22 protein-coding genes are annotated in these 23,355 nt (G+C 43.5%); 14 read left to right on the top strand and 8 right to left on the bottom strand.

Annotated features, from left to right (window positions below; translation table 11 throughout):
- Positions 1–24: 24 nt before the first annotated feature.
- Together B9A91_RS15025 and B9A91_RS15030 are read left to right on the top strand one after the other, a co-directional pair.
- Entirely contained in the window at positions 25–846 is an 822-nt protein-coding gene (locus B9A91_RS15025; protein ID WP_235012571.1) for a universal stress protein, read from the top strand.
- Between the two features lie 9 nt (positions 847–855).
- The gene (locus B9A91_RS15030; RefSeq protein WP_084239835.1) at positions 856–2,994 is read left to right on the top strand and encodes a prolyl oligopeptidase family serine peptidase; all 2,139 of its coding nucleotides are present in this window, start codon (positions 856–858) and stop codon (positions 2,992–2,994) included.
- A gap of 14 nt (positions 2,995–3,008) precedes the next feature.
- Here B9A91_RS15030 and B9A91_RS15035 read toward each other — a convergent pair whose 3' ends face one another.
- From B9A91_RS15035 to B9A91_RS15050, 4 genes are read right to left on the bottom strand one after another with little or no spacing between them, the layout of a single operon-like run.
- Positions 3,009–3,503, bottom strand: coding sequence for a redoxin domain-containing protein (locus tag B9A91_RS15035; protein ID WP_084239836.1), 495 nt, complete (start codon positions 3,501–3,503; stop codon positions 3,009–3,011).
- A gap of 44 nt (positions 3,504–3,547) precedes the next feature.
- Positions 3,548–4,867 (bottom strand): sensor histidine kinase, encoded by a 1,320-nt coding sequence (locus B9A91_RS15040; protein WP_084239837.1) that lies wholly within the window; start codon positions 4,865–4,867, stop codon positions 3,548–3,550.
- Complete coding sequence (locus tag B9A91_RS15045) at positions 4,868–5,542, bottom strand: response regulator transcription factor (protein WP_084239838.1); 675 nt, start codon at positions 5,540–5,542, stop codon at positions 4,868–4,870.
- Positions 5,542–5,814 carry a hypothetical protein gene (locus B9A91_RS15050; protein ID WP_084239839.1) on the bottom strand — a complete coding sequence of 91 codons (273 nt, stop codon included), beginning with the start codon at positions 5,812–5,814 and terminating at the stop codon, positions 5,542–5,544. Before B9A91_RS15050 ends, B9A91_RS15045 begins: the two co-directional genes overlap by 1 nt.
- Positions 5,815–6,052: 238 nt before the next feature.
- Here B9A91_RS15050 and B9A91_RS15055 point away from each other — a divergent pair, with 238 nt between their 5' ends.
- Positions 6,053–6,520 carry a hypothetical protein gene (locus B9A91_RS15055; RefSeq protein ID WP_084239840.1) on the top strand — a complete coding sequence of 156 codons (468 nt, stop codon included), beginning with the start codon at positions 6,053–6,055 and terminating at the stop codon, positions 6,518–6,520.
- 75 nt (positions 6,521–6,595) lie between these two features.
- Here B9A91_RS15055 and B9A91_RS15060 read toward each other — a convergent pair whose 3' ends face one another.
- On the bottom strand, positions 6,596–7,294 hold the full coding sequence (locus tag B9A91_RS15060; protein ID WP_084239841.1) for a DUF4397 domain-containing protein: 699 nt from the start codon (positions 7,292–7,294) through the stop codon (positions 6,596–6,598).
- A 161-nt stretch (positions 7,295–7,455) separates the two neighbouring features.
- On the opposite strand from B9A91_RS15060, the gene rpiB reads away from it, so the two are divergent.
- The 5 genes from rpiB to B9A91_RS15085 all read left to right on the top strand — a co-directional run bounded on the left by rpiB (position 7,456) and on the right by B9A91_RS15085 (position 15,124).
- Positions 7,456–7,905, top strand: coding sequence for a ribose 5-phosphate isomerase B (gene rpiB, locus B9A91_RS15065; RefSeq protein WP_084239842.1), 450 nt, complete (start codon positions 7,456–7,458; stop codon positions 7,903–7,905).
- Between the two features lie 6 nt (positions 7,906–7,911).
- The gene (locus tag B9A91_RS15070; protein WP_084239843.1) at positions 7,912–10,191 is read left to right on the top strand and encodes a DUF7133 domain-containing protein; all 2,280 of its coding nucleotides are present in this window, start codon (positions 7,912–7,914) and stop codon (positions 10,189–10,191) included.
- A gap of 714 nt (positions 10,192–10,905) precedes the next feature.
- Complete coding sequence (locus B9A91_RS15075) at positions 10,906–11,694, top strand: heparin lyase I family protein (protein ID WP_084239844.1); 789 nt, start codon at positions 10,906–10,908, stop codon at positions 11,692–11,694.
- A gap of 168 nt (positions 11,695–11,862) precedes the next feature.
- The gene (locus tag B9A91_RS15080; RefSeq protein ID WP_084239845.1) at positions 11,863–13,212 is read left to right on the top strand and encodes a PhoH family protein; all 1,350 of its coding nucleotides are present in this window, start codon (positions 11,863–11,865) and stop codon (positions 13,210–13,212) included.
- A gap of 49 nt (positions 13,213–13,261) precedes the next feature.
- Entirely contained in the window at positions 13,262–15,124 is a 1,863-nt protein-coding gene (locus tag B9A91_RS15085; protein WP_084239846.1) for a hydrolase/aminopeptidase, read from the top strand.
- Positions 15,125–15,127: 3 nt separating this feature from the next.
- On the opposite strand, the gene B9A91_RS15090 is transcribed toward B9A91_RS15085, so the two are convergent.
- Positions 15,128–15,976 (bottom strand): EamA family transporter, encoded by an 849-nt coding sequence (locus B9A91_RS15090; RefSeq protein WP_084239847.1) that lies wholly within the window; start codon positions 15,974–15,976, stop codon positions 15,128–15,130.
- A gap of 471 nt (positions 15,977–16,447) precedes the next feature.
- On the opposite strand from B9A91_RS15090, the gene B9A91_RS15095 reads away from it, so the two are divergent.
- The 6 genes from B9A91_RS15095 to B9A91_RS15120 are packed head-to-tail and all read left to right on the top strand — an operon-like array spanning position 16,448 to position 21,096.
- Complete coding sequence (locus B9A91_RS15095; protein WP_084239848.1) at positions 16,448–17,017, top strand: DUF6904 family protein; 570 nt, start codon at positions 16,448–16,450, stop codon at positions 17,015–17,017.
- A 5-nt stretch (positions 17,018–17,022) separates the two neighbouring features.
- Positions 17,023–17,817: an SDR family NAD(P)-dependent oxidoreductase gene (locus tag B9A91_RS15100; protein WP_084239849.1), complete on the top strand. Its 795-nt coding sequence runs from the start codon at positions 17,023–17,025 to the stop codon at positions 17,815–17,817.
- Between the two features lie 7 nt (positions 17,818–17,824).
- Positions 17,825–18,811: an NAD-dependent epimerase/dehydratase family protein gene (locus tag B9A91_RS15105; protein WP_084239850.1), complete on the top strand. Its 987-nt coding sequence runs from the start codon at positions 17,825–17,827 to the stop codon at positions 18,809–18,811.
- A 46-nt stretch (positions 18,812–18,857) separates the two neighbouring features.
- Positions 18,858–19,955 carry a sensor histidine kinase gene (locus B9A91_RS15110; RefSeq protein WP_235012572.1) on the top strand — a complete coding sequence of 366 codons (1,098 nt, stop codon included), beginning with the start codon at positions 18,858–18,860 and terminating at the stop codon, positions 19,953–19,955.
- On the top strand, positions 19,930–20,694 hold the full coding sequence (locus B9A91_RS15115) for a LytR/AlgR family response regulator transcription factor (RefSeq protein WP_084239852.1): 765 nt from the start codon (positions 19,930–19,932) through the stop codon (positions 20,692–20,694). Before B9A91_RS15110 ends, B9A91_RS15115 begins: the two co-directional genes overlap by 26 nt.
- Positions 20,695–21,096: a (deoxy)nucleoside triphosphate pyrophosphohydrolase gene (locus tag B9A91_RS15120; RefSeq protein ID WP_084239853.1), complete on the top strand. Its 402-nt coding sequence runs from the start codon at positions 20,695–20,697 to the stop codon at positions 21,094–21,096. It begins immediately after the preceding gene.
- Positions 21,097–21,098: 2 nt separating this feature from the next.
- Here B9A91_RS15120 and B9A91_RS15125 read toward each other — a convergent pair whose 3' ends face one another.
- Together B9A91_RS15125 and B9A91_RS15130 are read right to left on the bottom strand one after the other, a co-directional pair.
- Positions 21,099–22,688 (bottom strand): TPM domain-containing protein, encoded by a 1,590-nt coding sequence (locus B9A91_RS15125; protein WP_084239854.1) that lies wholly within the window; start codon positions 22,686–22,688, stop codon positions 21,099–21,101.
- A gap of 69 nt (positions 22,689–22,757) precedes the next feature.
- Positions 22,758–23,318 (bottom strand): hypothetical protein, encoded by a 561-nt coding sequence (locus B9A91_RS15130; RefSeq protein WP_084239855.1) that lies wholly within the window; start codon positions 23,316–23,318, stop codon positions 22,758–22,760.
- Between the last annotated feature and the right edge of the window lie 37 nt (positions 23,319–23,355).

The following is a 23,355-nucleotide window of genomic DNA, read 5'->3' on the forward strand; positions in this document are numbered from 1 at the left end:
TACGGGATTCAAAAAACCTTAGTAATGATGACAATAATTGTAGCGACCGATTTTTCGGAAGTAGCGGAAAATGCAGTAGAATACGCGGCAGCGATAGCAAAACACAGCAATGCCAGGTTGATCCTTTTCAATTCATTTGAAATGCCTGTACATGCTGCCAATACCCTTTTGCCTGCATCGAGTATTCAGAAGTTGCTAAGCGATAATGAGATCAGGCTGATAGAAAGGGCAATCGCCCTTTCCCTGGATTATGATATAGAGGTAGGTCATGAATCTGCTTTGTCTTTCGTGGAAGACGAATTGAAAGCATTGCTGCTGAAATATGAAGCCAGCCTGGTCGTTTTGGGCATGCGTACAAAAAGCCTGGAGCAGGACCTTTGGGGCAATACCACCACTTCGGCCATTAAACAGCTAAAATTCCCAGTGCTGGCGGTGCCGCTGGGTGCCAGATTTGAGGGCGCCAGGAAAGTATTGTTTGCTTGTGATGTGCTTAGCGGGGTATCTGAAAGGGTACTGGCACAAATTAAGGAACTGGCTTTAAGCCTGAACGCCGAAGTAGAGGTTTTTAGTGTAAATGAAGTGCTGGAAGAACTAAAGCCAGAAAGTGAAAACCAGCTGTCAACCAACGCAATAGATGAAGCGCTGGAGGGAATCAGTTATTACTATAAAAATGTTAAATCCTATGCAGTTATAGCTGAAATTGAAAAGGAAATAGAGATATTTGGAGCTGATATGCTGATCATGGTACCCAAGAAATATGGTTTCTGGGCCTCATTGATACATCGGAGTAAAACAAGGATGATGGCCTCAGGATTGCATATTCCCTTACTTTCTATCCCTATATAAAAACGAGCTATGAAAAAAAATATAAAAGGCCTGATTGCAATGGCCCTACTATCACCTCTGTTTACCATGGCACAATTGAACAATATCGCACAAAAATCTGTAATGACTTATCCTGAAACCAAGAAAACAGCAATAACCGACAATTATTTTGGAACTGAAGTGGCCGATCCTTATCGCTGGCTCGAGGATGACCGTTCTGCAGAAACGAAAGCCTGGGTAGATGCGCAGAATGCGGTTACCCGTAAATTTATAGACCAGATCCCTTACCGCAACCAGATTAAGGACAGGCTGAGGCATCTGATGAATTACGAAAAATATTCACAGCCATTTAAGGAAGGCGCTTATACTTATTTTTACAAGAATACAGGGCTGCAAAACCAGAGCGTGCTTTACCGGCAGAAAGATGGTGCCGAGCCGGAAATTTTTCTGGACCCGAATACCTTTTCAAAAGATGCAACCACAGCTATGGCCGGCATCAGTTTTAGTAGAGATGGCAGTTTACTTGCTTACCAGCTTTCAGAAGGTGGATCGGACTGGACCAAAGTAGTGGTTTTAAAGGCGTCAGATAAAACGGTTGTTGGCCAAGCACTTATAGATGTAAAATTTTCGGGTATTGCCTGGAAAGGAAACGAAGGGTTTTATTACAGCAGCTACGATAAGCCCAAAGATGGCAGTCAGCTTTCAGGTATGACCGATCAGCATAAACTGTACTATCATAAACTGGGCACTCCCCAGAGTACCGATCAGCTGATTTTTGGCGGAAGCAAAACGCCCAGGCGTTATGTAGGGGCGGGACTGACCGAAGATGAGCGTTACCTGGTCATTACTGCTGCAAATTCTACATCTGGGAACGAATTGTACATTCAGGACCTGTCGGTACCCAATTCGCCGATCATTAACGTGGTAGATAACTTTGAAAAAGACCACAGCATCATCAGCAATAAAGGGAGCAAACTCTATATTTATACCAATCTCGGGGCGCCAAACGGCCGTATCGTAACGGTTGATGCTGCAAATCCTAAGCCGGCAAACTGGAAGGTACTGATTGCAGAGACAGCGAATGTATTGCAGCCTGGCACGGGTGCTGGAAAACTGTTTGCCAATTACCTTAAAGATGCGGTTTCTATGGTACTGCAATACGACATGAACGGAAAACTGGAACATCAGATCAATCTGCCCGGGATTGGTGCAGTAAGTGGTTTTTCTGGTAAAGAAAAGGATGTAACACTTTATTATACCTTTACTTCCTATACTTACCCGGCCACCATTTTTAAATATGCGGTAGCCACTGGTAAATCGGAAATATATAAGAAATCAGGGGTCGATTTTGATCCTGCTGCCTATGAATCCAAACAGGTGTTTTACACCTCGAAGGATGGCACAAAGGTGCCTATGATCATCACTTATAAAAAAGGCCTTTTGCTAAATGGCAAGAACCCGACAGTATTGTATGGTTATGGAGGCTTTAATGTGAGCTTAACTCCTGCATTTAGTACTGCAAATATTGTATTACTGGATCAGGGTGGGGTATATGCAGTAGCAAATTTAAGAGGAGGAGGAGAGTATGGAGAGCAATGGCATGTTGCCGGAACAAAGCTGCAGAAGCAGAACGTGTTTGATGATTTTATTGCAGCTGCAGACTATCTGATTACCAATAAATATACTTCCAGTGATTACCTGGCCAGTATGGGCGGCTCTAACGGAGGTTTACTGGTGGGTGCTACGATGGCGCAGCGCCCCGATCTGTTCAAAGTCGCTTTCCCGGCGGTGGGGGTAATGGATATGTTGCGTTACCATAAGTTTACTGCCGGCGCGGGCTGGAGTTTTGATTATGGTACAGCTGCAGATTCGAAGGAGATGTTTGAATATTTATACAAATATTCACCATTACATGCTTTAAAGCCAGGGGTCAAATACCCGGCCACGCTGGTAACCACGGCCGATCATGATGACAGGGTAGTGCCTGCACATTCTTTTAAATTTGCAGCTACCTTACAAAAAGATCAGGCAGGGGATGCGCCGGTACTGATCAGTATTCAGACCAATGCGGGGCATGGTGCAGGTAAACCTACAGACAAGGCGATAGAGGAAATTGCTGACCGCTGGGCCTTTATGTTTTACAATATGGGACTGAAGTACCGCAATTAAGTATCAGCGTTTATCTATTTGGATTTAACTCTGCTGATGAAACGTGGAACATCCCTTTCATCGGCAGAATAAAGCTCCAGCTTTTTGTCTTTTCCATACAAGTACATGGAAGGATATTGTTTGGGATGGAACAGCGGAATAAAAATATGATTGCGGTCTTGCAGCACCATAACATTTTTCATGGTTTTGAGCGGCTTGCCGAAATTGTCCATAAAATAGTTGATGGACCGGTATTCATCCTGTGAAACAAGATAAAAATTGGCACCTTCCAGTTCCTTACTCCGTTTTGAAAAGTTCGATACCACTTTCTGGCAGTGTTCGCAGGTGGCATCGAACAGCATGATAAAGGATTTTGTACCCTTAGGAATTTGTTCTGTAGAAAATACAGAACCATCGGCCCGGTAAAAGCCGGCTAAAGGCATATCAGTTCCGACAATGGGTGCTGGTGCCTGCGCAAAAGCAGCAGTTGAAAATAACCCCAGGATAAAGACAAAAAATAGTCGTTTCATAATCTGTTTTAAAATTACTAATATCTGATTTTTTTAAGGCCCCGTCAATTGCTTTGAGGAAAATGAAGCCTGAAAGTGCTGCCTTCGCCTTGTTTTGAATTTACATTGATGGTGATACCATGGTATAAAGCAATGCTTTTTACAATGGAAAGGCCCAGTCCATAGCCTACATTCTGGCCCAGGTTCGCTTTTCTGAAACGATCGAAAATGAAAGGAAGTTCTTCTGCTGGAATGCCGATCCCGGTATCTTTTATGGTTATGGTATAGCGGCTTTTGCCGGATTCTTCGTCACTGATGCTGATACTGCCATTATTTACATTGTATTTGATGGCATTGTTGATCAGGTTGTAAAACAATTGGAACAACAGATCGTGGTTTACGCCTTTTATCGTTTTGCTTTCGTTCAGGTTGATGTTGATCCTGAGTTTTTTCTCTTCCAGCCGGTGACTGATCTCTTCTGTTACTTCGTTTAACAGCCGCATGGGTTGAATGTTATCTGATTTTACAAACTGCTCATTCTCAATCCGGGATATGAGCAACAGGGAACCAGAGATCTTTTTTAACCGGTCGAGCGTTTTCATCATATCGGCAATCTTCATGACGGCATCGTCGTTAAGCTGCTCATCACCAATCATATTTTCCAGCTTATTTTGCAGGATACTGATGGGTGTCATGAGCTCATGCGAAGCATTTGCGGTAAATTCACGTTCCTTTTCGAAGGCTTCATTGATCTGTTCCATGAGCAGGATCAGTGACTCGTCCAGGTATTTAAAGTCTTGCGTAGAGGTAGGTACTTTGCTGGGCTGGTCTTTAAAAGGAAATTTCCTGTTGATCAGTTTGGATTTGATAATTTTGCCAAGCGGGCTAATGAGTACACGGGTGAAAAACAGGTCGAACAGCAGGCTGAGCACAATAAGGCCCATCAGGACGTACAATGCAATGCGTTGTAAAGGCTTGCTGTATTGATTGATGCTGCTGGTGGTTTTGCCGATTTCGAGCAGGTAGTTTTTATGCTCATAATTAAAGGTATGCATCAGGATCCGGTAATTGAGGGTGTCGCGCTCTACCACACGCCGGGCTGTTTTTATGGTATCTATCCTGCTGTTTGCGGCTGCCGGTTCGAGGGCAATGTATTCTTCCTTCAGCATGGTATAACTACCATAATTGTTGTCGCCCTGCAGGTAATAATCTATTCCGTTTTTATGGATGATCCTGATGACTTTGTCTTGCTGTGTGCGCAAAGAATAGGTAATGTACTGTGAGACAATTTCATTAACCAGGAAAGGTAGAGAGATGATAAAAAGCAATACTATGGCCAATTTTGAGCCGGTAATGAAGAGGATCAGTTTGGACGATAGTTTCATTTATTTCCTTATTCTGTAGCCCACCCCGCGTACAGTTTCCAGAAAATCTGTGGGTCCCCAGGCATTGAGTTTTTTTCTGATGTTCTTGATGTGCGCATCTATGTAATTGGAATCGTAGTCGTCATCGGCAAAGGTGCCCCAGATGTGCTCACTGAGTTGCATTCTGGTAAGTACCCTATTGCTGTGCAGAAAGAGATAGCTCAGGATGTCGAATTCTTTTCTGGACAATTCGATATGATTTTGTTCAAAGAGGATGAGCCTTTTCTGAAGATCGAGTTTAAAATCGCCCAAAGGCAACAACTCTTCTTTAACATTGAACTTTCGTCTGGCTATGGCCTGCATTCTGGACTGCAGCTCCAGGAGCGAGAATGGTTTGGGCAGGTAATCGTCGGCCCCCAGGTCGAGCCCCGTGATGCGGTCTTCCAGGTTTCCTCTTGCCGTAAGGATGATATAGGCTGCATCGGGATTGTATTTTTTTGCTTTGGGCAATAAGGCAAGGCCATCACCATCAGGTAAGCCAAGGTCGAGCAGGATGAAATCGTAACTGTTCATTTCCATCTTTTCAAGCCCGTCTTTGATGTTATGGGCCAGGTCGCAGATATAAAAAGCCTTTTTCAGAAAATCCCTCATTTCATAGGCCATGGTTTTTTCATCTTCAACGATCAGTACCTTCATCAGTCATTCCTTCTTTTATTGTCTTTAGGTTTTCCTCTTTTATCAGATTTTACTTCTTCCGGTTTGCCTTGTTTCCTGGATTGGGGGACTTCTTTTACCTCTTCTTTTCGGCCTTCTTTACCTTTTTCCTGTTTTTTGCCCCGCCTGTCCTGCCAGCTATTTTCGGTTAAAAACGAAGGTGTTGCATGTTTGCCGCCGGCAAAGGTACCGGATGGAAGCCAGGTGAGGAGTGTGGCTACAGTAAGTAAATGTAAAAAACGAAGCGTGCTCATGGTGTAAATATAAAGAAAGTTTGCCTCTTGCGAGGCAAACTAACATTCCCCTCAACTTAAAACTTTTGTGTGTTTTAATATCCGCGCCACTGTAATTATAGATCAAAGTTGAACATCGAACATGAAATTAAGATGAAAAACAAAAAAAATAATAATCCCAAAATTTCATGTTGATTTCATGTTGGCTATAGAGATTTGGCTTAACAACACACAAATGAAACATTAAAATAACAAGACTATGAAAAGGTTAGTATTAACAGGATTGCTTGGGTTATTGGCTTGGTTGCCTTACCAGGCATCGGCACAGCTGAGTATAAGCGTAAATATTGGTTCGCAGCCGGCCTGGGGGCCAAGGGGCTATGACTACGTAGATTATTATTACCTGCCTGATATCGAATGCTACTATCATGTACCAAAACGTCAGTTCATTTATATGGAAGGCAGCAGGTGGAGGTTTTCACGGTCTTTACCATCCAGATGGAGAGGATACGACCTTTATCACGGACGTACAGTAGTGGTAAATTCCAGGAATGCCTACAGGGATTTTGACCGTCATAGGGTAATTTACTCCGGACACGGACATGGAAAAAAATATTATTCAAGGGATTACGACAGGGAGGATCATAACTGGGGAGGCCGTGACAGGGGCCGGGACCGTGATCATGATAGAGGGAAAGGACATGGACATGGCCGGGGAAGGCATTAATGAACTGAAACCAACAAACCAAAGGGCGCCATACATGTATCAATGTAGGCGCCCTTTCTGTTTATAGCGTAACTATTATTGGTTGTTAATCACGTGGCCTTTAAAAGCTTGCTCGGTATCAGAGGCCGGGCTAAGCATGCCAGCCGCCATAACAGTGTACGATTTGCCAGCTTTGGCATCCAGGTTAAAGGTAAGGCCTTTGTCTGCTCCGCTTGCTTTGTCTTTAATTTGAAGCACATAGGCTTTTGCCTCGATTTCAACAAATTCGCTGCTGGCTTTATAGGCTTTATCGGTTACAATAGTATTGCCATCTTTAATTGTAAGGTTTAATGCTGCTGCATCTGGTGAGAGGTTGATGAACCGGACAAATGCTTTGTCGGACGTAAGGCTGCCCAGCTGATCTTTAATCACCAGGTAATCGATCGTAGCTCCTTTACCAATTACAAAAAGTGATTGTACAGTGTTTGCTTCAAGGTTTACGTTTTTAGTGAATACGCTTTCAGTACTGCTGCCTGTAGTTAGTTTTATGGCGCTGGTACCCGGAACGTATTGCCCGTAGGGAACAACGCTCGTAAAGCCCAATGCCGCGGGGTTTACTTTTGCTGATCCAACGTATATATTGTAACTGTTTAATGTCGGGGATGCATTGGTGATGTTCAGATAAGAAATTTCAGGTGTGGGGGCCGGATCTTTAGAGCAGGAATTGAACAACAATGCGCCAAGTGTTAGCGCTGCAGCGATAGTCAAGGTTTTAAAGTAAGTTGATTTATTCATAATTATTTTTTAGAATTTGTAAATGTGACTTTATTGAAACGTATGCTGTCATAGAAACGCTACAATAAAAAGCACAAATCGGTTTTGTACAAAGTTATTCTTTTGGCTACATTAGAACATTTTATCAAATATACGTTTCCACGTAGTAAAAAAATAAAGCAATGAAAGTAATTATTGGGTCGGATCACGCAGGCTTCAACTATAAGAATATTTTGACTAGTACCTTAAGGGATGCGGGATATGAGATCCTGGACCTGGGGACATACACCAATGAGCCAAGCGATTATCCCGACCATGCTGCCGATGTGGCGCGGGCAATTATTGCCGGGAAGGGCGACAGAGGGATACTGGTATGCGGAAGCTCAGTGGGGGTAAGTATTGCTGCCAATAAATTTAAGGGGATAAGGGCCGGTGTTTGTCATGACACTTATTCTGCACATCAATGTGTTGAACATGATGATGTAAATATATTGTGCATGGGAGAGCGGGTTATCGGAATTGAACTGGCGAAAGACATTGCCCTTGCATTTTTAAAAGCTTCATTTACCCATGAGGAGCGCCATGTAAAAAGACTGGCAAAGATAACCGCCATAGAAAACCAGGAACTTTAAAGCTTTATGAAATTATACATTTACATCGCTATGGCAGCGCTGGTATTTACCTTGTATCAATGCCAGACCTATAAAAAAACAAATACAGGTACTACGGTTGTACCAGATACTACAGGATCGCCAGTGATCAATGCTGCTGAGGCCATTAGGCTAATGAAGGTCGAAGAGGGCTTTGAAGTAAAGCTGGTTGCTGCTGAACCTCTTGTTACAGCTCCAGTAGCACTGACATTTGACAATAAAGGACGGATTTGGGTGGTGGAAATGATGGGTTATATGCCGGATGTGTATGGAAAAGGAGAAGATGAACCCAATGGGAAAATTGTGATCCTGGAAGATAAAAATGGGGATGGTGTGGCGGATGAAAGAAAAGTATTTTTGGATTCACTGGTGCTGCCCAGGGCAATTTGTCTGATCGACGGAGGCATATTGGTAGCCGAATCACCGAATCTCTGGTATTATGAGATCCATAACGATAAACCCGGAAAGAGAATATTGGTAGATAGTAAATATGCGGATGAGGGTAATGTGGAACATCAGCCCAATGGCTTGCTGAGGGCTATGGACAACTGGATCTACAATGCCAAGTCGACCAAACGCTACCGTAAAAAAGGTTTACAGTGGATCATTGAGGAAACCCATTTCAGGGGACAGTGGGGTATCAGTCAGGATGACTATGGACGTTTGTATTATAACGATAACTCTACCAACCTGATGGGTGATTATTTTGCCCCTGGCTATGGGGCAACGAATCCCCACCAGAGAACAGTAGAGGGCTTTTCAGAACGGACAGTAAAGGATAACCGCGTTTATCCGGCAAGGCCGACTCCGGGTGTAAACAGGGGCTATATGCCAGGTACATTGGACGACAGTTTGCGCTTAAGGAATTTTACAGCAGCTTGCGGCCCTATAATTTATAGAGGTGATTTATTTGGTGACGCCTATCGTTTTAATGCTTTTGTAGCAGAGCCCTCTGCCAACCTGATTAAGCGGGATATCCTTGTTGAAAATGGGCTTGTGGTAACAGGTAAACAGGCTTATCAGGGCAAAGAATTTCTGGCCAGTACCGACGAGCGTTTTCGTCCGGTGAGTTTATATAACGGCCTGGACGGTGCGTTATATGTAGTAGATATGTACCGGGGGATTATCCAGCACAAAACTTATGTGACACCTTATCTTAAAAATGTAATAGAACAAAGAAAGCTATCGGAACCTCTGGGGTGCGGACGGATTTATAAAGTGCTGCCTAAAAACAAGGCAGCTGCTAAAGTCAAGTTTAACCAGGACGCTAAAAGTCTGGTAGCCTTGCTGGGAGATGCAAACGGACAAGTGCGGGATATGGCCCAGCAAATGCTGGTTGATAGTCATCATAATGCTGCGGTGCCTTATTTGCGTGAGACGCTTAAAAGTGGTAGCCCTTTGCAGGTTATGCATGCCATGTGGGTGCTGGAAGGCTTATCTGCTTTGCAAACCAATGAGGTACTGGCATTGTTAAAATCGGAATCATGGCCAGTCAGGATGCAGGCTTTGAGTGTTATACCTTCTGTAATGAATGGAAGTTCTTATTTATACTATGTTAAGGCGCTGAGGGATATGGTTTCACAAAATGATGCCAGAGCAGCAGTTTATATTGCTTTTGCTGCACATTACATCAGGCCGTTTGACGGAGCAGCTGCGCAGCGTTTGTTGCTGGAACTGGTTAAAAAATATCCTGATGATCCTTATGTGGCCTCGGCAGTGCTTAGCAACCTGGCCTACCGTGAAGAAGCGTTTGCAGAAGAGGTGCTGGCCCTTAAACCGGATACCAATCTTGTAGTCAATAAGCAACTGAAAAGCCTGGTAAACAGGATAAGGAGTTCGCGTAAAAACCAGGACCCTTTGATGCTGGCAAAGGAATTTCCAAAAGGGGCGGCTTTGTTTGCCTCGAGTTGCCAGACTTGTCATGCTACCGATGGAAACGGCATCAAATCGCTGGCCCCGCCTTTAAACAAGTCGGAGTGGGTAACAGGAAATAAAGAAAAACTGATTTCCATAGTTTTGTATGGGCTTACCGGTCCTGTAAAAATCAATGGGTACGTTTATGAAGCACCGGAGATATCGGCAGATATGCCCGGTATTGCACACAGTGAGGAAATTTCTGATGAGGATGTAGCGCAGGTACTGAGTTTTATCCGTGGTTCCTGGCAAAATAACGCAGGTAAGATCAATGCTGCAGAGGTTGCAAAAGTGCGGCAAAGGTTGAAAGGACGCCAAAAGGCATTTACGATAGAGGAGTTGGGTGCTGATTAGCGGGTAGATGTTGATAACCTGTTAAAAACCTGTTAAAAACTTGTGAATAAATACATTTAGATATATTTGCTTAAAGTAATAATTCCCCGTATATTAGATCTATCAATTACGAAGTACTTTGACAGTCTGAAAGAAATATTCCAAAAAGAAACACTTGGCCTCCGGGCAAAAGCTTCTGGGATTTTCGAAGGAACAGCATAGGATCGGATTCAAAGGAGACAGAGAAGAAGACCTACATTACCTGAGGCCGAGAGGCAAAAAGGAATAACAGCTGAACCGGAACAGGCCTTACAGCAGATGAACGATTCTACGGGATTGTCTACTAAAGTAAGTATAACGGATTTCCAAGTTCGAAGGAACTGAAGAAACACACGTATTGTAAAGTAATAAAACGGATTGATGCTTTTTTTACGGCTACGGCTGTAGGAGAGGTGAAAACGGAGAAATGAATCGAAAGAGGAGTTCTCCGTTTTCTTTTTATGCGGTTTTTGCCAGATCAAAAATGCTCATATGGTTTACTATCAGGTTAGTAGCGCATAATTATGCCTGCTTTGTATCCGCTATATTCGTCTTACTGATTTTTTAACCTCTTAATTTCAAAGCATTATTAACAACCTTGAGAGGTTTAGGAAAACCATGTTGAACACAGATAATGATGCGGAGGGTTTTTCTGAACAGGCTCATTGTTATTGTAAAACCTCTTAAACTAATTCAATGAAAAACAAATTAATCATGGTCGCATTATGCGGCGCCTATGCCTTTCTTTTTCCCGCCTGCAAAAAAGAAGGCGGAGCAGTTACTGAAACCTTGCATCCTGAAAAGACTACGCTAAACCAGGCCAGGGCAGCTGATGTGGGTATTCAATCCATATTATGGGATGGGGACGCAAATTTGGGCACCGGGATCTTTAAAGTGCTAAATGTAGATGCTCCTGCAACCCTGGCGGCTGTAAACAACGCGACTTACGGAAAAATATGGAGATTTACCAAGGAGATTGGCAGTAATCGTTGTGAAGTTCATGCTGCACAAGGCTTTGATGCTGTAGAGGGAGACGATATTTACCTGGGCTGGCGGTCGCAATTGAGCATGAGTTCTACGGGCTTAACCACCAATGCACTTTTTCAGTGGAAGGCCTATGGTGCCAATATGACCCAGAATTTTCCTATTGTTATCAAAACGATTGGTGGTGATTTCAAACTGATGCATACTGCTTCAGGTGGAACCAGTACTTATATATGGAATGGCCCGGTAACTTTAAATAACTGGAATACTTTTGTAGTAAGGATCAAGGTTTCGCGTACCGCTACCGTTGGTTTTATCGAATTCTGGTTCAACGGTATAAAACAAACTTTGCTGGGGGGTGCACAGCGGTATTACGGACGCACGCTCGACGCTGACTATTGCGATCCTAAATGGGGTGTTTATGGGGCTAGTTCAGAGCTCATCACAAACAGGGTCCATGGATTAAAAATAGCATCTACCTATGCTGAGGCTGCACCCTGAGCTGTAAATTCCTGAATTCGCTTTTTAAACGCGGTAAGATCGGGGAAGTGTGTTAAAAAACAGTATAATCAGATTCAAAATTAATATCCATGTTAAGGCACTCTTTTTAGGGTGCTTTAATTGTTTTTGCGCTGTTCGATACAAATCTTTTCGCTATTTTTATGCATCATGAGTAAAGTAGCCAAACCTCCCGTTGTAGAAAAAAAGATATTCGTTCTCGATACTTCTGTAATCCTTTACGATCATATGGCTTTTAGAAATTTCCAGGAACATGATGTGGCTATTCCCATTCAGGTGCTGGAAGAACTGGACAATATGAAAAACGGGAACGAGACGCGTAATGCAGAAGCAAGGAGTTTTATCAGACTTATGGATAATGCTTCCGGCGACAGGATCATGAACAAATGGATCCCTTTGAATGGGCATAAAAGCGGTCGCTTTAAAGTGGTGATGGACAACAGACCTGACAAAGTGGATGCAGAAGCGGTATTTGGTAAAGGTAAGTTTGATCACCGTATCCTGAATGCGGCCCTGAGCCTTAAACAGGAATTCCCCGAAAAAAGAGTAGTACTGGTTTCTAAAGACATCTGCTTGAGGTTAAAGGCGAAATCGCTTGAACTTTATGCAGAGGACTACGAAACAGGAAAGGTTAAAAATGTAGATGAGCTGTATACCGGTAAGGCGGTATTGTACAATGTTTCCGATGAGGTTTTTAAAATATTGAAATCCGAAGGAAGTGTGGAGGCCGGTTTACTGGATATTTCAGATCCGCAGACCAATCATTTCTGTGTTTTAAAAGGTAAGCGTAAAACCGCCAATACCTGGTACAACGCTGCAACAGGCAGGCTTTCCTTAATCAGCAAGCGAAGCACATTTCATATTTCACCACGTAATGATGAGCAGGCTTTTGCGATGGATGCTTTGCTTAATCCGGCGATAAAGCTGCTCACCATACAGGGAAAAGCCGGAACCGGTAAAACCTTGCTGGCCATAGCCAGTGCTTTGGAGCAGCGCAAAGACTACAGGCAGATTTATGTAACCCGACCTATTGTTGCTTTGAGCAATAAGGACATAGGTTTTCTGCCGGGGGATGTGAAATCGAAGATCGACCCTTATATGGCCCCCATATGGGATAACTTAAGGTTTATTAAGGAACAGTTTAATGATGATCCTAAGATGCAGGCGCGCATTGATGAATTTGTAAGTACGGAAAAGATTGTGATTACACCGCTGGCCTATATCAGGGGGCGGACGCTGAGTAAGATTTTCTTTATTGTAGACGAAGCACAGAACCTGACCCCTCATGAGATCAAAACCATCATTTCAAGGGCCGGAGAGGAAACCAAAATCATCTTTACGGGAGATATTTACCAGATAGATACACCCTACCTGGATGCAGAAAGTAACGGACTTTCTTACCTTATAGAACATGCTAAAGACCATCCGCTTTATGCGCACATTACGCTGGATAAAGGGGAACGCAGTGAGCTGGCCAATCTGGCCAACGATCTGTTGTAGTTTGGTCGTTTGCTGAAAAAATTTATAGATTGCGGTTATAAACAAGAACATGAAACAATTTCTTCTATCTATTCCTGTATTGATGATATTGGCCTGCCAGTCACCTGCCCACAAATCCGGAACTGCATCAGCGCATATTGAAAAGGCTGATCCGCATTCATTTTCAAATCCTGAGCTGGCTGTTGTGCAGCACCTTGACCTGATGCTCGCGGTAGACTTTGACAAAAAACAGCTTACTGGCAAGGCCAGCTGGAAGATTAAGAACACAGGAAAAGCATCAGAGATCATTTTTGATGATAACGGGCTTGCTGTTTCAAAGATAACACTGGATGCCGATGAAAAGGAAACCAGCTTTACTTATGGAGCTGAGCGGGAATATTTGGGTAAAGCACTAAAGGTGGCTGTTTTGCCTGAAACCAAAACGGTGCATATTTATTACAGTACCGGTAAGGATGCCAGCGCTTTGCAATGGCTGGCCCCCCGGCAAACAGCCGGTAAAAAGAAACCTTACCTGTTTACCCAATCGCAAAGTATAGCCGCGCGGAGCTGGATCCCTTGTCAGGATAGTCCGGGTATACGATTTACTTACAATGCTAAGGTAAGCGTACCAAAGGACCTTTTGGCATTGATGAGTGCCGAGAACCCACAGGAAAAGAACACCACTGGAGTATACGAGTTTAAACAAACCCATGCCATCCCCTCTTATTTAATGGCCCTGGCGGTTGGTGATATTGTGTTTAAAGCTGTAGATGAACGCACTGGTGTTTATGCAGAGCCATCGGTGCTGGAGAAGGCTGCCTGGGAATTTGCCGATATGGGCAAAATGGTGCATGCTGCAGAAAAGTTGTACGGTCCTTACAGGTGGGGCAGGTATGATTTGCTGGTATTACCGCCGAGTTTCCCTTTTGGGGGAATGGAGAATCCAAACCTTACTTTTATTACGCCGACCATTCTGGCGGGAGATCGTTCGTTGGTAAGTATTATTTGTCATGAACTGGCGCATAGCTGGAGTGGTAATCTGGTGACCAATGCTACATGGAACGATTTCTGGCTGAATGAAGGTTTTACCAATTATTTTGAGCGCAGAATAGACGAAGAGATATTTGGCAGAAAGGAGGCAGAGATGCAAGAGGTATTTGCAAGGCAGGCCCTGGATGAGGCGATCAAAGATATGGGGGCCGACAACAAGGATACTCATTTAAAAACTGATTATACAGGCCGTAACCCTGACGAGGGTACAAATGACATTGCTTATGAAAAAGGCTTTTTCTTTTTGCGTACCATTGAACAGGCTGTAGGCAGGAAGCGGTTTGATGCCTTTTTGCGTGGTTATTTTGACAGCCATGCTTTTGGCTCCGTAACAACCGTCCAGTTTATAGACTACCTGAACAGGCATCTTATAAAAAATGATACCGGGCTGGCCGGCAAAATACGGATTAACGACTGGGTATATGGTCCGGGTATTCCTTCGAATGTTGTGGTGGTAGGTGCAGAGCGTTTCAGAGCTATCGATGCTCTGGTAGCTGGATGGCAAAAAACTGGGGTTGCAACCGGGCTGGGTAAACAGATTGTTTCAAGCAATGAGAGACGTTATTTTATTAGTCAGCTGCCAGCCGGATTGACTGCAGCTGATATGGCCGGACTGGATAAAGAATTTAAGTTTACAGCCTCCCATAATACCGATGTACAGCTGGCCTGGTATACATTGGCGATCAGACATCATTATACCTTAGCTGATGCCAGTATTAAAGCTTATTTGCTGGAAAATGGAAGGATGTGGCACATTATCCCTTTATATAAAGAGATGATGGGTACCCCGGAGGGTTTGAAAAAGGCTAAGGCGATTTACCAGCTGGCGAGGCCAAATTATCATCCTATGACTTACCTGGCAATTGATAAATTGCTGAAATAACATTTATAAGTTTTGTTTTCCTTTGCTGAGCGTTGCACCGGCACTGGCGATGATGACCAGGGCAACAGCCAGCCACTCATAAAAGGAAAGCATTTCTTTTAAGAAGACGAGCCCGCACAGGGCTGCTACGGCAGGTTCAAGGCTCATCAGTATGCTAAATGTACGTGCTGGCATTTTTTTTAGTGCACTCATTTCCAGGGTAAAGGGAATGGCACTGGACAATAAGGCCAGTGTTATTCCTGACAACAGCATAACCGGGCTAAAATGGTTGAGTATGCCACCTGCAATACCAAATGGAAGCACAATGACCGAGGCGAAGATCATGCCGATGGCTACGGCCTGTCCGCCATCCATTAATTTAGAAATGCGGCCCCCAAGTACAATGTATCCGGCCCAGAATGCGCCGGCAAGCAAAGCCAGGCACATGCCCAGCAGGTCTGCCCCTTTATCGCCCCATGGCGCTATGCAGGCTATACCCAGGGCTGCAAGTGCTACCCATAAAAAATCGATCGCCTTTTTAGAACCAAATACGGCCAGAAGCAGGGGGCCAATGAATTCAAGTGTAACCCCAAGTCCCAAAGGTATTCTTTCAATAGCGAAATAGAAGATAACATTCATGGCACCCAGTGAAATTCCATAGGGGACAACGGCTTTCCATTGTTGCGGGCTAAGCTGTTTCAGATTGGGCCGGTAAGCCGCAAGAAGGATCAATGCGGAGAAACCGATCCTTACAGAAGCGGTGCCAGCTGCCCCGAGCAAAGGGAAGAGCCCTTTGGCAATGGCGGCGCCGCCCTGTACACTAATTATGGCAAGAAGTACGGCCGGGAGTGGCGGAATCTTTATGGTTTTCATATGGATTGACGGGTGCGTTAACTTTTCTGGACAAAATTATGATTTTATGACCAGTTATCTGGTATTTGTTTGCCAATGCAGACCAAAAATAAAGCTGTTTTTAGGGTTTGAAATTATTGGCATGCTATTTGTAAATAACATATCGGTTTAGTTTGGTTTAGGTTGATCTGTGGTGGATCGACCTTATAAACGGGAATAGTCTCTCCGACTTCATTCCCGTTTCTCTTTTAAGGCCATTTTGCATTTCCGGTAAATTCCTTTAACTACTTGATTTAGATGTTTTAATGGGGTTGGTTTTTGCTGCAGTTTGCTAAAAAATGCAGTGTCTGTTTTTTGATGCAAAGACAAAAACATGATTTCTTTTGAACACAGATTTCTTACAACTCAGGTTGAAATATCTACGGCTCGTCTGTTATTTATTTTTCTTTAGCTAACATATAGACAGTTTTGTAATGTACAAATAAGCACATTATGTTAAAAGGTTGTCTTTTTGAAAATGGATCGGGCGTTAAATTATTGGGAGAATTGTCGGATCTGAAAACTTTACATGATACGGTTAGAAAAGTTAGGAGCGTGGTGGTAGATTATGAATTGGCCGGTACAGCAGCATCAGCTTTGCTGGTGGATTTCCTGGAAAAGATAGAAGGCGCATATTCGGGTAGAGGGCTTAAAGAACAGGCCGTAATTCAGCATACAGATTATACCTATTATGGATTTGCCTGCAGCTGGGTAGAGTTACTGATGATCAATAGCCTGCTCAGATCGTTGGCTGATTATACAGTTACAGATGAACTGGATGATGTAAATATGCTTTTACTGGAACACCTTATCCGTAAAGCGGTAGTTTATATGGACAGGGAAGACGTATCGGGCATCAGGCATTACATAGGGAAGCCATTTGTATGTCTCGACATCAGGCGTTTTATCACAAATTTTAGTTTTAACAATGCGGAGTTTGAGGGGAGGGCAGACCGGGATTATTTAAAAAGTATACAACAATACCTGAGCACTTATTTTGAAGGCAGCAAACAGCACAACTAACAGCTATGGAAAATAAAAAGTATACCCTGATTACGGGGGCAAGTTCGGGCTTGGGCCGTGAGTTTTCTATACAATGCGCAGGTATGGGCATGAACATCATCATGATTGCTCTTCCTGGCAGCAATACCGTATCACTGGCAGATCACCTGATGCTGGAGTTTGGTATACAGATCAGCGTGTTTGAATTTGATATGACGGATAGCATTTTGCTGGTTGAAAAGCTAAATTACATTAATGAGCATTTTGAAATAGATTTTCTGATCAACAATGCAGGTATTGGTGGAACGGTGGCTATTACCGAAAGTCCGCTTACCGCGATTGACAGGATTTTGCAGGTAAACATCAGAAGCATGGTACTAATTACCCAGATCCTTTTACCAGGTTTGCTTAGACAGGAGAAAGGTCATATCCTGAACATTTCCAGTATGGCCGCTTTTACACCTATTGCCTATAAAACGGTTTACCCGGCTTCCAAGGCATTTATATCGTCATTTTCTCTGGGCTTAAGAGAGGAATTAAGCCCTACAAATTTATCGGTAAGCGTAGTTTATCCGGGGCCCATCATGACCAATTCCGGGGTATCAGCCCGGATAATAGGACAGGGCATGAAAGGCCGCATAGGCTTGCTGGCTACCTCCGAAATTGCCCGGATAGCGCTGAGGCAATGCCTGGCTGGCAAAGCGGTGATCATCCCTGGCTTCTGGAACAAGATCAATCATCGTATTATGGGCATTCTGCCTGTAGAAACCAAGCTTAAGATTGTATCTAAGGCTGTTAAAAAGGAAATGGCCATAAAATGATTGAAAAATGAGTAAAGTTCTAATAACCGGAGGCAATGGGTTTCTGGGGGCAAATACTGCCAGGGAATTGTATCGCCAGGGTTATGAGGTAAAGCTAATGATGAGGGCATCGGCCGATGTGATGGCTATAGCTGATATTCCGTGTGAGTTGTATTATGGCGACATCAGTAAGGAAGAAGATGTATTCAATGCTGTTAAAGGCTGTGACTATGTTGTGCATACGGCGTCGGTAACCGGGCAATGGGGCATAAGTTTTAAAACCTATGAAGAAATTAATGTAAAAGGAACAATCCATATCGTAAATGCCTGCCTGAAATACCAGGTAAAAAGGTTGATCCATATCAGTACGGCAAATACCATTGGTCATGGAAATAAAGTTAAACCCGCAACAGAACTCAATTCTTTCCGGCTTTCGCACCTGGGGTCCGGATACATCAGCAGTAAATATATTGCGCAGCAATATGTGCTGGAGCAGGTGGTGAACAAAGGACTTAAAGCAATAATCCTCAATCCTACATTTATGATTGGACAGGGGGATGCGAAACCCAGTTCGGGAAAGATCATTATGCATGGCATTAACAAACGGGTAATCTTTTATCCGCCTGGCGGAAAAAATTTTGTTCACATCAATGATGTATGTACAGGCATAGCCAATGCAATTGAGATGGGGAAAAATGGTGATTGTTATTTGCTGGCGGGCGAGAATTTAAGTTACGCTGCATTTTTTAAGCTATTAAACAAGGTGTCGGGACAAAAGCCGGTTATGCTTTGTATCCCGCAGTTTGTTTTAAAAATGATCGGAATAATGGGTACATTGCTTGGCGTATTGAGCAAGACTTCGGTAAAGCTGAATTATTCTGCAGCCTATATGCTGTGCATATACAATTACTATTCAGGTAAAAAATCTGAACGGGAGCTGATGGTGAAATACACGCCTGTAGAGAAGGCCATCAGCAATGCACTGACCTGGTTTAAGGAAAATAATTACTGTTAATTACCAGGAAATGTTGATTGGTTCGCTTATAATAATGCTACTTAGAATGAATACAGCACAAGTGGAGGCGGTTTTTCAAAGTAAACTGTTTAAATACAGCATCAGGATATTTGTGCTGTTGATATTCAGTATTATTTTTAAATCCTTTGACCTTACCTTCCCGAAAAATTCCAGTCCCTATTTTTTCAGGGCGCAAGCTTTTAGTCTGATGTTTGTGTTGGTTGGTCTGGTGGTATGGGAAGGTGCGGTAAGGTTATCCAAATATGTAGAGCGGTATGTTTTTAATAAAAATCTATCTTACAAGCTGTTATTCCTTTGTTTTAGCCTGATTGTTTACGGTCTGTTGTCCAGCTTCCTGTTTGGTTTTTCTTATTCGGTATTTGATATCCTGCTGTACAAGAAGTACGAAGCCTGGACCAGCTTTTCTTCTTTGAGTTACGACCTGTATTTCGGTGCGTTTATGTTCTATCTGCTGATCCTGGCTTATAGTGGTATTGTCTTTTATTATAAGAACTGGAAAGAAAGCCAGCTAAACGCTGAGCGGCTGATGCGGGAAAACATACAGGCAAAGTACGACGTTCTGAAAAGTCAGATAGACCCGCATTTCTTCTTTAATTCATTAAGTGTATTGACCAATCTGGTATATAAGAGTGCAGACCTGTCAGCAGAGTACATTACCCAACTTGCAAAAAGTTACCGCTATATCCTGGATAAGAAGTTTGAAAACCTGGTCTCGATACGCACGGAACTGGAATTTCTGGAGTCTTATTCTTTCCTGATCCGGATCAGACATCAAAGCAGTATTGTCTTTAATATTGATATTGAAGAAAAAACAATGCATACCGGTATGGTGCCGCCCGCAACCCTGCAGATGCTGGTTGAAAATGCGGTAAAACACAATCGTTTTTCGGCCAATGACCCCCTGCACATCAACATCAGGGATGAAGGGGATTCGCTGATTGTGTCCAATGACCTTAGAAAACGTTCCGGCCTGCATAACTCGATTGGTGTTGGGCTGGACAACATTAGTAAAAGATATGAACTGACCAGCGACAAAAGGATCGAGATCACAGAGACCAATGATGAATTTATTGTTAAAGTCCCTATAATTAATACCTATGAAGATTATCATATTCGAGGATGAGAAGCACAATGCGGAGCGGTTGGTACAGCTGCTGCAGAAATGCCTGGAGGCGGTTGAAGTTTTAGCCATTATCGAATCTGTAGAAGAGGGATTACGGTGGTTAAGCAATAATGAAAATGCCGCAGAACTTATTTTTATGGACATTCAACTGTCGGACGGCAATTGCTTTGAGCTATTTGAAAAAATGGAAATTCAAACTCCGATTGTATTTACCACTGCTTATGATAGTTTTGCATTGCAGGCCTTTAAGGTGTATAGTGTAGATTACCTGATGAAACCTATCGATGTCAAAGATCTGCAGCGGGCTATAGAAAAATACGAGTACTTTAAGGTTCCGGCTAATCCGGCATTGAACATTTCCAAGATCGCGGAAGAATTTTTTAAAAGGGAGCATACGCGCTTTATTGGTAAGATAAACAATCAGCTGGTGTATGTTAAGGCCAGGGACATTGCTTATGTTTATTTTCTGGATGGGCTTACCTGGGCCATTACCTTGACAGATCAAAAGATTCCGCTGGATTATTCACTGGACCAGATTGAAAAGATGCTGGACCGAAGTTTGTTTTTCAGGATCAACCGCAAACTGATTGTGCATATTGATGCCATCAGGAAAATTACGACCTATTACAACAGCAGGTTTATTGTGCAATTGTTTCCGGCAATAGATACCGAAGCGATCATCAGCAGGGAAAGGGTAGGCAGTTTTAAGGCCTGGCTCGAAGGGAGGGGGACGGTTTAGATGATCGCGGTAACCTGTGCAATTATAGTTGATGAAGAAGGCAGGGTATTGGTGGCGCAACGGAGCGCAGCCATGAAATTGCCTTTAAAAATGGAGTTTCCTGGTGGTAAAGTTGAGGAGGGTGAAACGCCCCAAGCCGGTTTAATCAGGGAAATCAGGGAGGAATTGGGGGTTGATATCGCAATTATAGCTGAAATACCAGCGAATGAGCATCACTATCCTGATTTTTCCATACGGTTGATCCCCTATACTTGTCGCATTATAAGCGGGGAAATTTTTTTAAAAGAGCATGCAGCTTATTTCTGGCAGGCCCCGCACAATTTGACGGAATTGGACTGGGCAGCTGCTGATATTCCGGTGGTGCACAATTATCTGGCTCATATAGGCGCTAAAGATAATTAGGCCTACCAGCTGCTGCCGGCACCGCCACCACCAGAGGATCCTCCGCTGCTTGTTGAAGAGCTACTGGAGGAAGAACTACTTGAAAAAGAAGATGAACCGGAAGAAGAGGAGGAACTGCTGCTGGAAGGCGTTGGAATCTGTGCAATTTCGAAGCGGATCGTTTCTAAAAACTTACAGTTGGCGCAAATATAATATTCATCGCCATAGCCGGGTGCATACCTGGTAGCTCTTTTTACAATCTTCCTGTCGCGGTATTTAAGGGTTTTAAATTTACATTCAGGGCATTCTTTTACTTTTGACTTTAGGTTGCTGTAGTCAAGGATCATGATGTTGTTACAGGACCTGCACTCCCATACATCGTAATCAACTGCGTCAACCTTTTCTTCCGCCAGCTGACCTTTAGAGAGGAACTGATCTTCTTTATCATCGTCCAGGCATTCCATAGGATTGCTGCATGCCGCGCAATTGTAGCTGGCAAACCTTCGCTGGTATTGTGCATCTGCGTAGTTTTTCCAATACGCTTTGAGGAAGGGGAAAGAAAAGAATTTTAAAACAGCATGTTCTGCTGGTTCGTGGCTTTTACGCCAGACAAGGTACTGCTGGTGCCGGCTTTTTCCGCTCAGGGAAGCTTTTAACAAGCTGCTCAGTATCAGAAAATGAAGGTTTACGTATAACCAGATAAAAGCAAGAAGGATCAGTAAGGCCCTTACATTATACCAGTCGCCCGGATGGTACAAATTCAGGTAGACGACAAATATTGGTGGGCCGAATGTTATAAAATAGGCAAATGGATTCAACCATTGCCTTTTGAACTGATAACGGTACAGAACAGCGGCAATTGGCCAGGCAAAGATTGCGTATACAATAAATATGCAGATGGTAAGCCAATCTGCAATGGGGCCGGAACGTTGTTGTACCGGCTGCTGTTGAAGCAGAGGCTGTATAGCTTCTGTTTGGGGGCTGGCTGCTGTGGCACTATCGGCAACAGGTTCCTGAGCAGGTACTGCCATATCAATTGGTGGCGGTGGAACGATGTCCACTGCCGGCCCTGGGTCATCGGTTGCAGGGTCGGCATAAGGCTCAGCTGATTGGCTGTTAAGCCTTCTGATCAAGGCATCGACCCCTTGGGTGATGGCCAGGTCAAAATTGTTGTTGCGGGCATGCGGGATCATGTAATCTTCCTGAATCCTTTTACAGATCATATCGGGTAATATGCCCTCCAGCCCGTAACCGGTTTCAAACTCAATTCTTCTCTGGTCTTCTACAACAAATACCAGCAGGCCATTGTTGGTTTCGCTGCTGCCAATTTTCCAGGCCCTGAAAAGTTCATGGGCAATGTCTTTCGGCACATGCTCGCCAATGCTCTTTACAAAAACGACATCAATATGTGCAGTTCCTGCCTGGTCTAATGGGCTTAATTTGCTGTTAAGTGCGGCAACTGTTTCCGCAGAAAGAATCCCATCAGGATTGCTGACATAAGTTTCGTTGAGACTTTTAGGGTCAGGGATTTTTGAAAGGACATCTTTTTTAGACTGCTGGCAGCCCGAAATCGTAAAAACCGAAAGGAATAAAAGGATTAGCGCATATTTCATAGTGATCAATAGGTGCGTAAATATAAGGTTTACCTATTGATACACAAGTTTTCATCATCCGTTATGCCCTTACTTTTTCTTGGGGTTACCAAAGTTGTTTGTGCCAACGGCAACAATTTCTTTTGATTCAATGGCGGGTTCAAGTTCAATTTTGAAGTCTTTATTTCCCTCTGCTGCAACAATTGCAAAGAAGTGCTGGCCCCTTTTTTCATTTCCCTCTACCTTAAATTTAAGTATGCGTAATTTTTTGCCGGCAATAGGCTTGGCTTGAGGAGAAAGTTTATCTGTTAAGGCGGTTAGTTTTGCAGCCTGGCTACCGGTTTGACTTAATTTTGCACCTGTTTTTACTGCTCCGGCACTTCCAGCGTCGTAACCACTGGATACCACCTGGGCACCTACATCACTAAGATCCCCGGCAAGCTTTCCAAGTTTTTTAAATCCTTTGAGGTGTTCTGTAATATTGGTAAATTCAGTACCGTTAGATGGCATTCCGATGGTGATGTTATCGCCCACCTTAAATTCAATTCCGGTTGATGAAGTAAATATCTCGTTTTCTAATTTTTGAGCGTAGCTTTTGCTGCTCATTAGTACTGCAAAGGCAATAACTAATGTGAATACCGGTGTTTTCATAGCTTGTTATTTGTTTGTTTTATAGTGTTTATACAAA

Source organism: Pedobacter africanus (assembly GCF_900176535.1).
GTDB lineage: Bacteria > Bacteroidota > Bacteroidia > Sphingobacteriales > Sphingobacteriaceae > Pedobacter > Pedobacter africanus.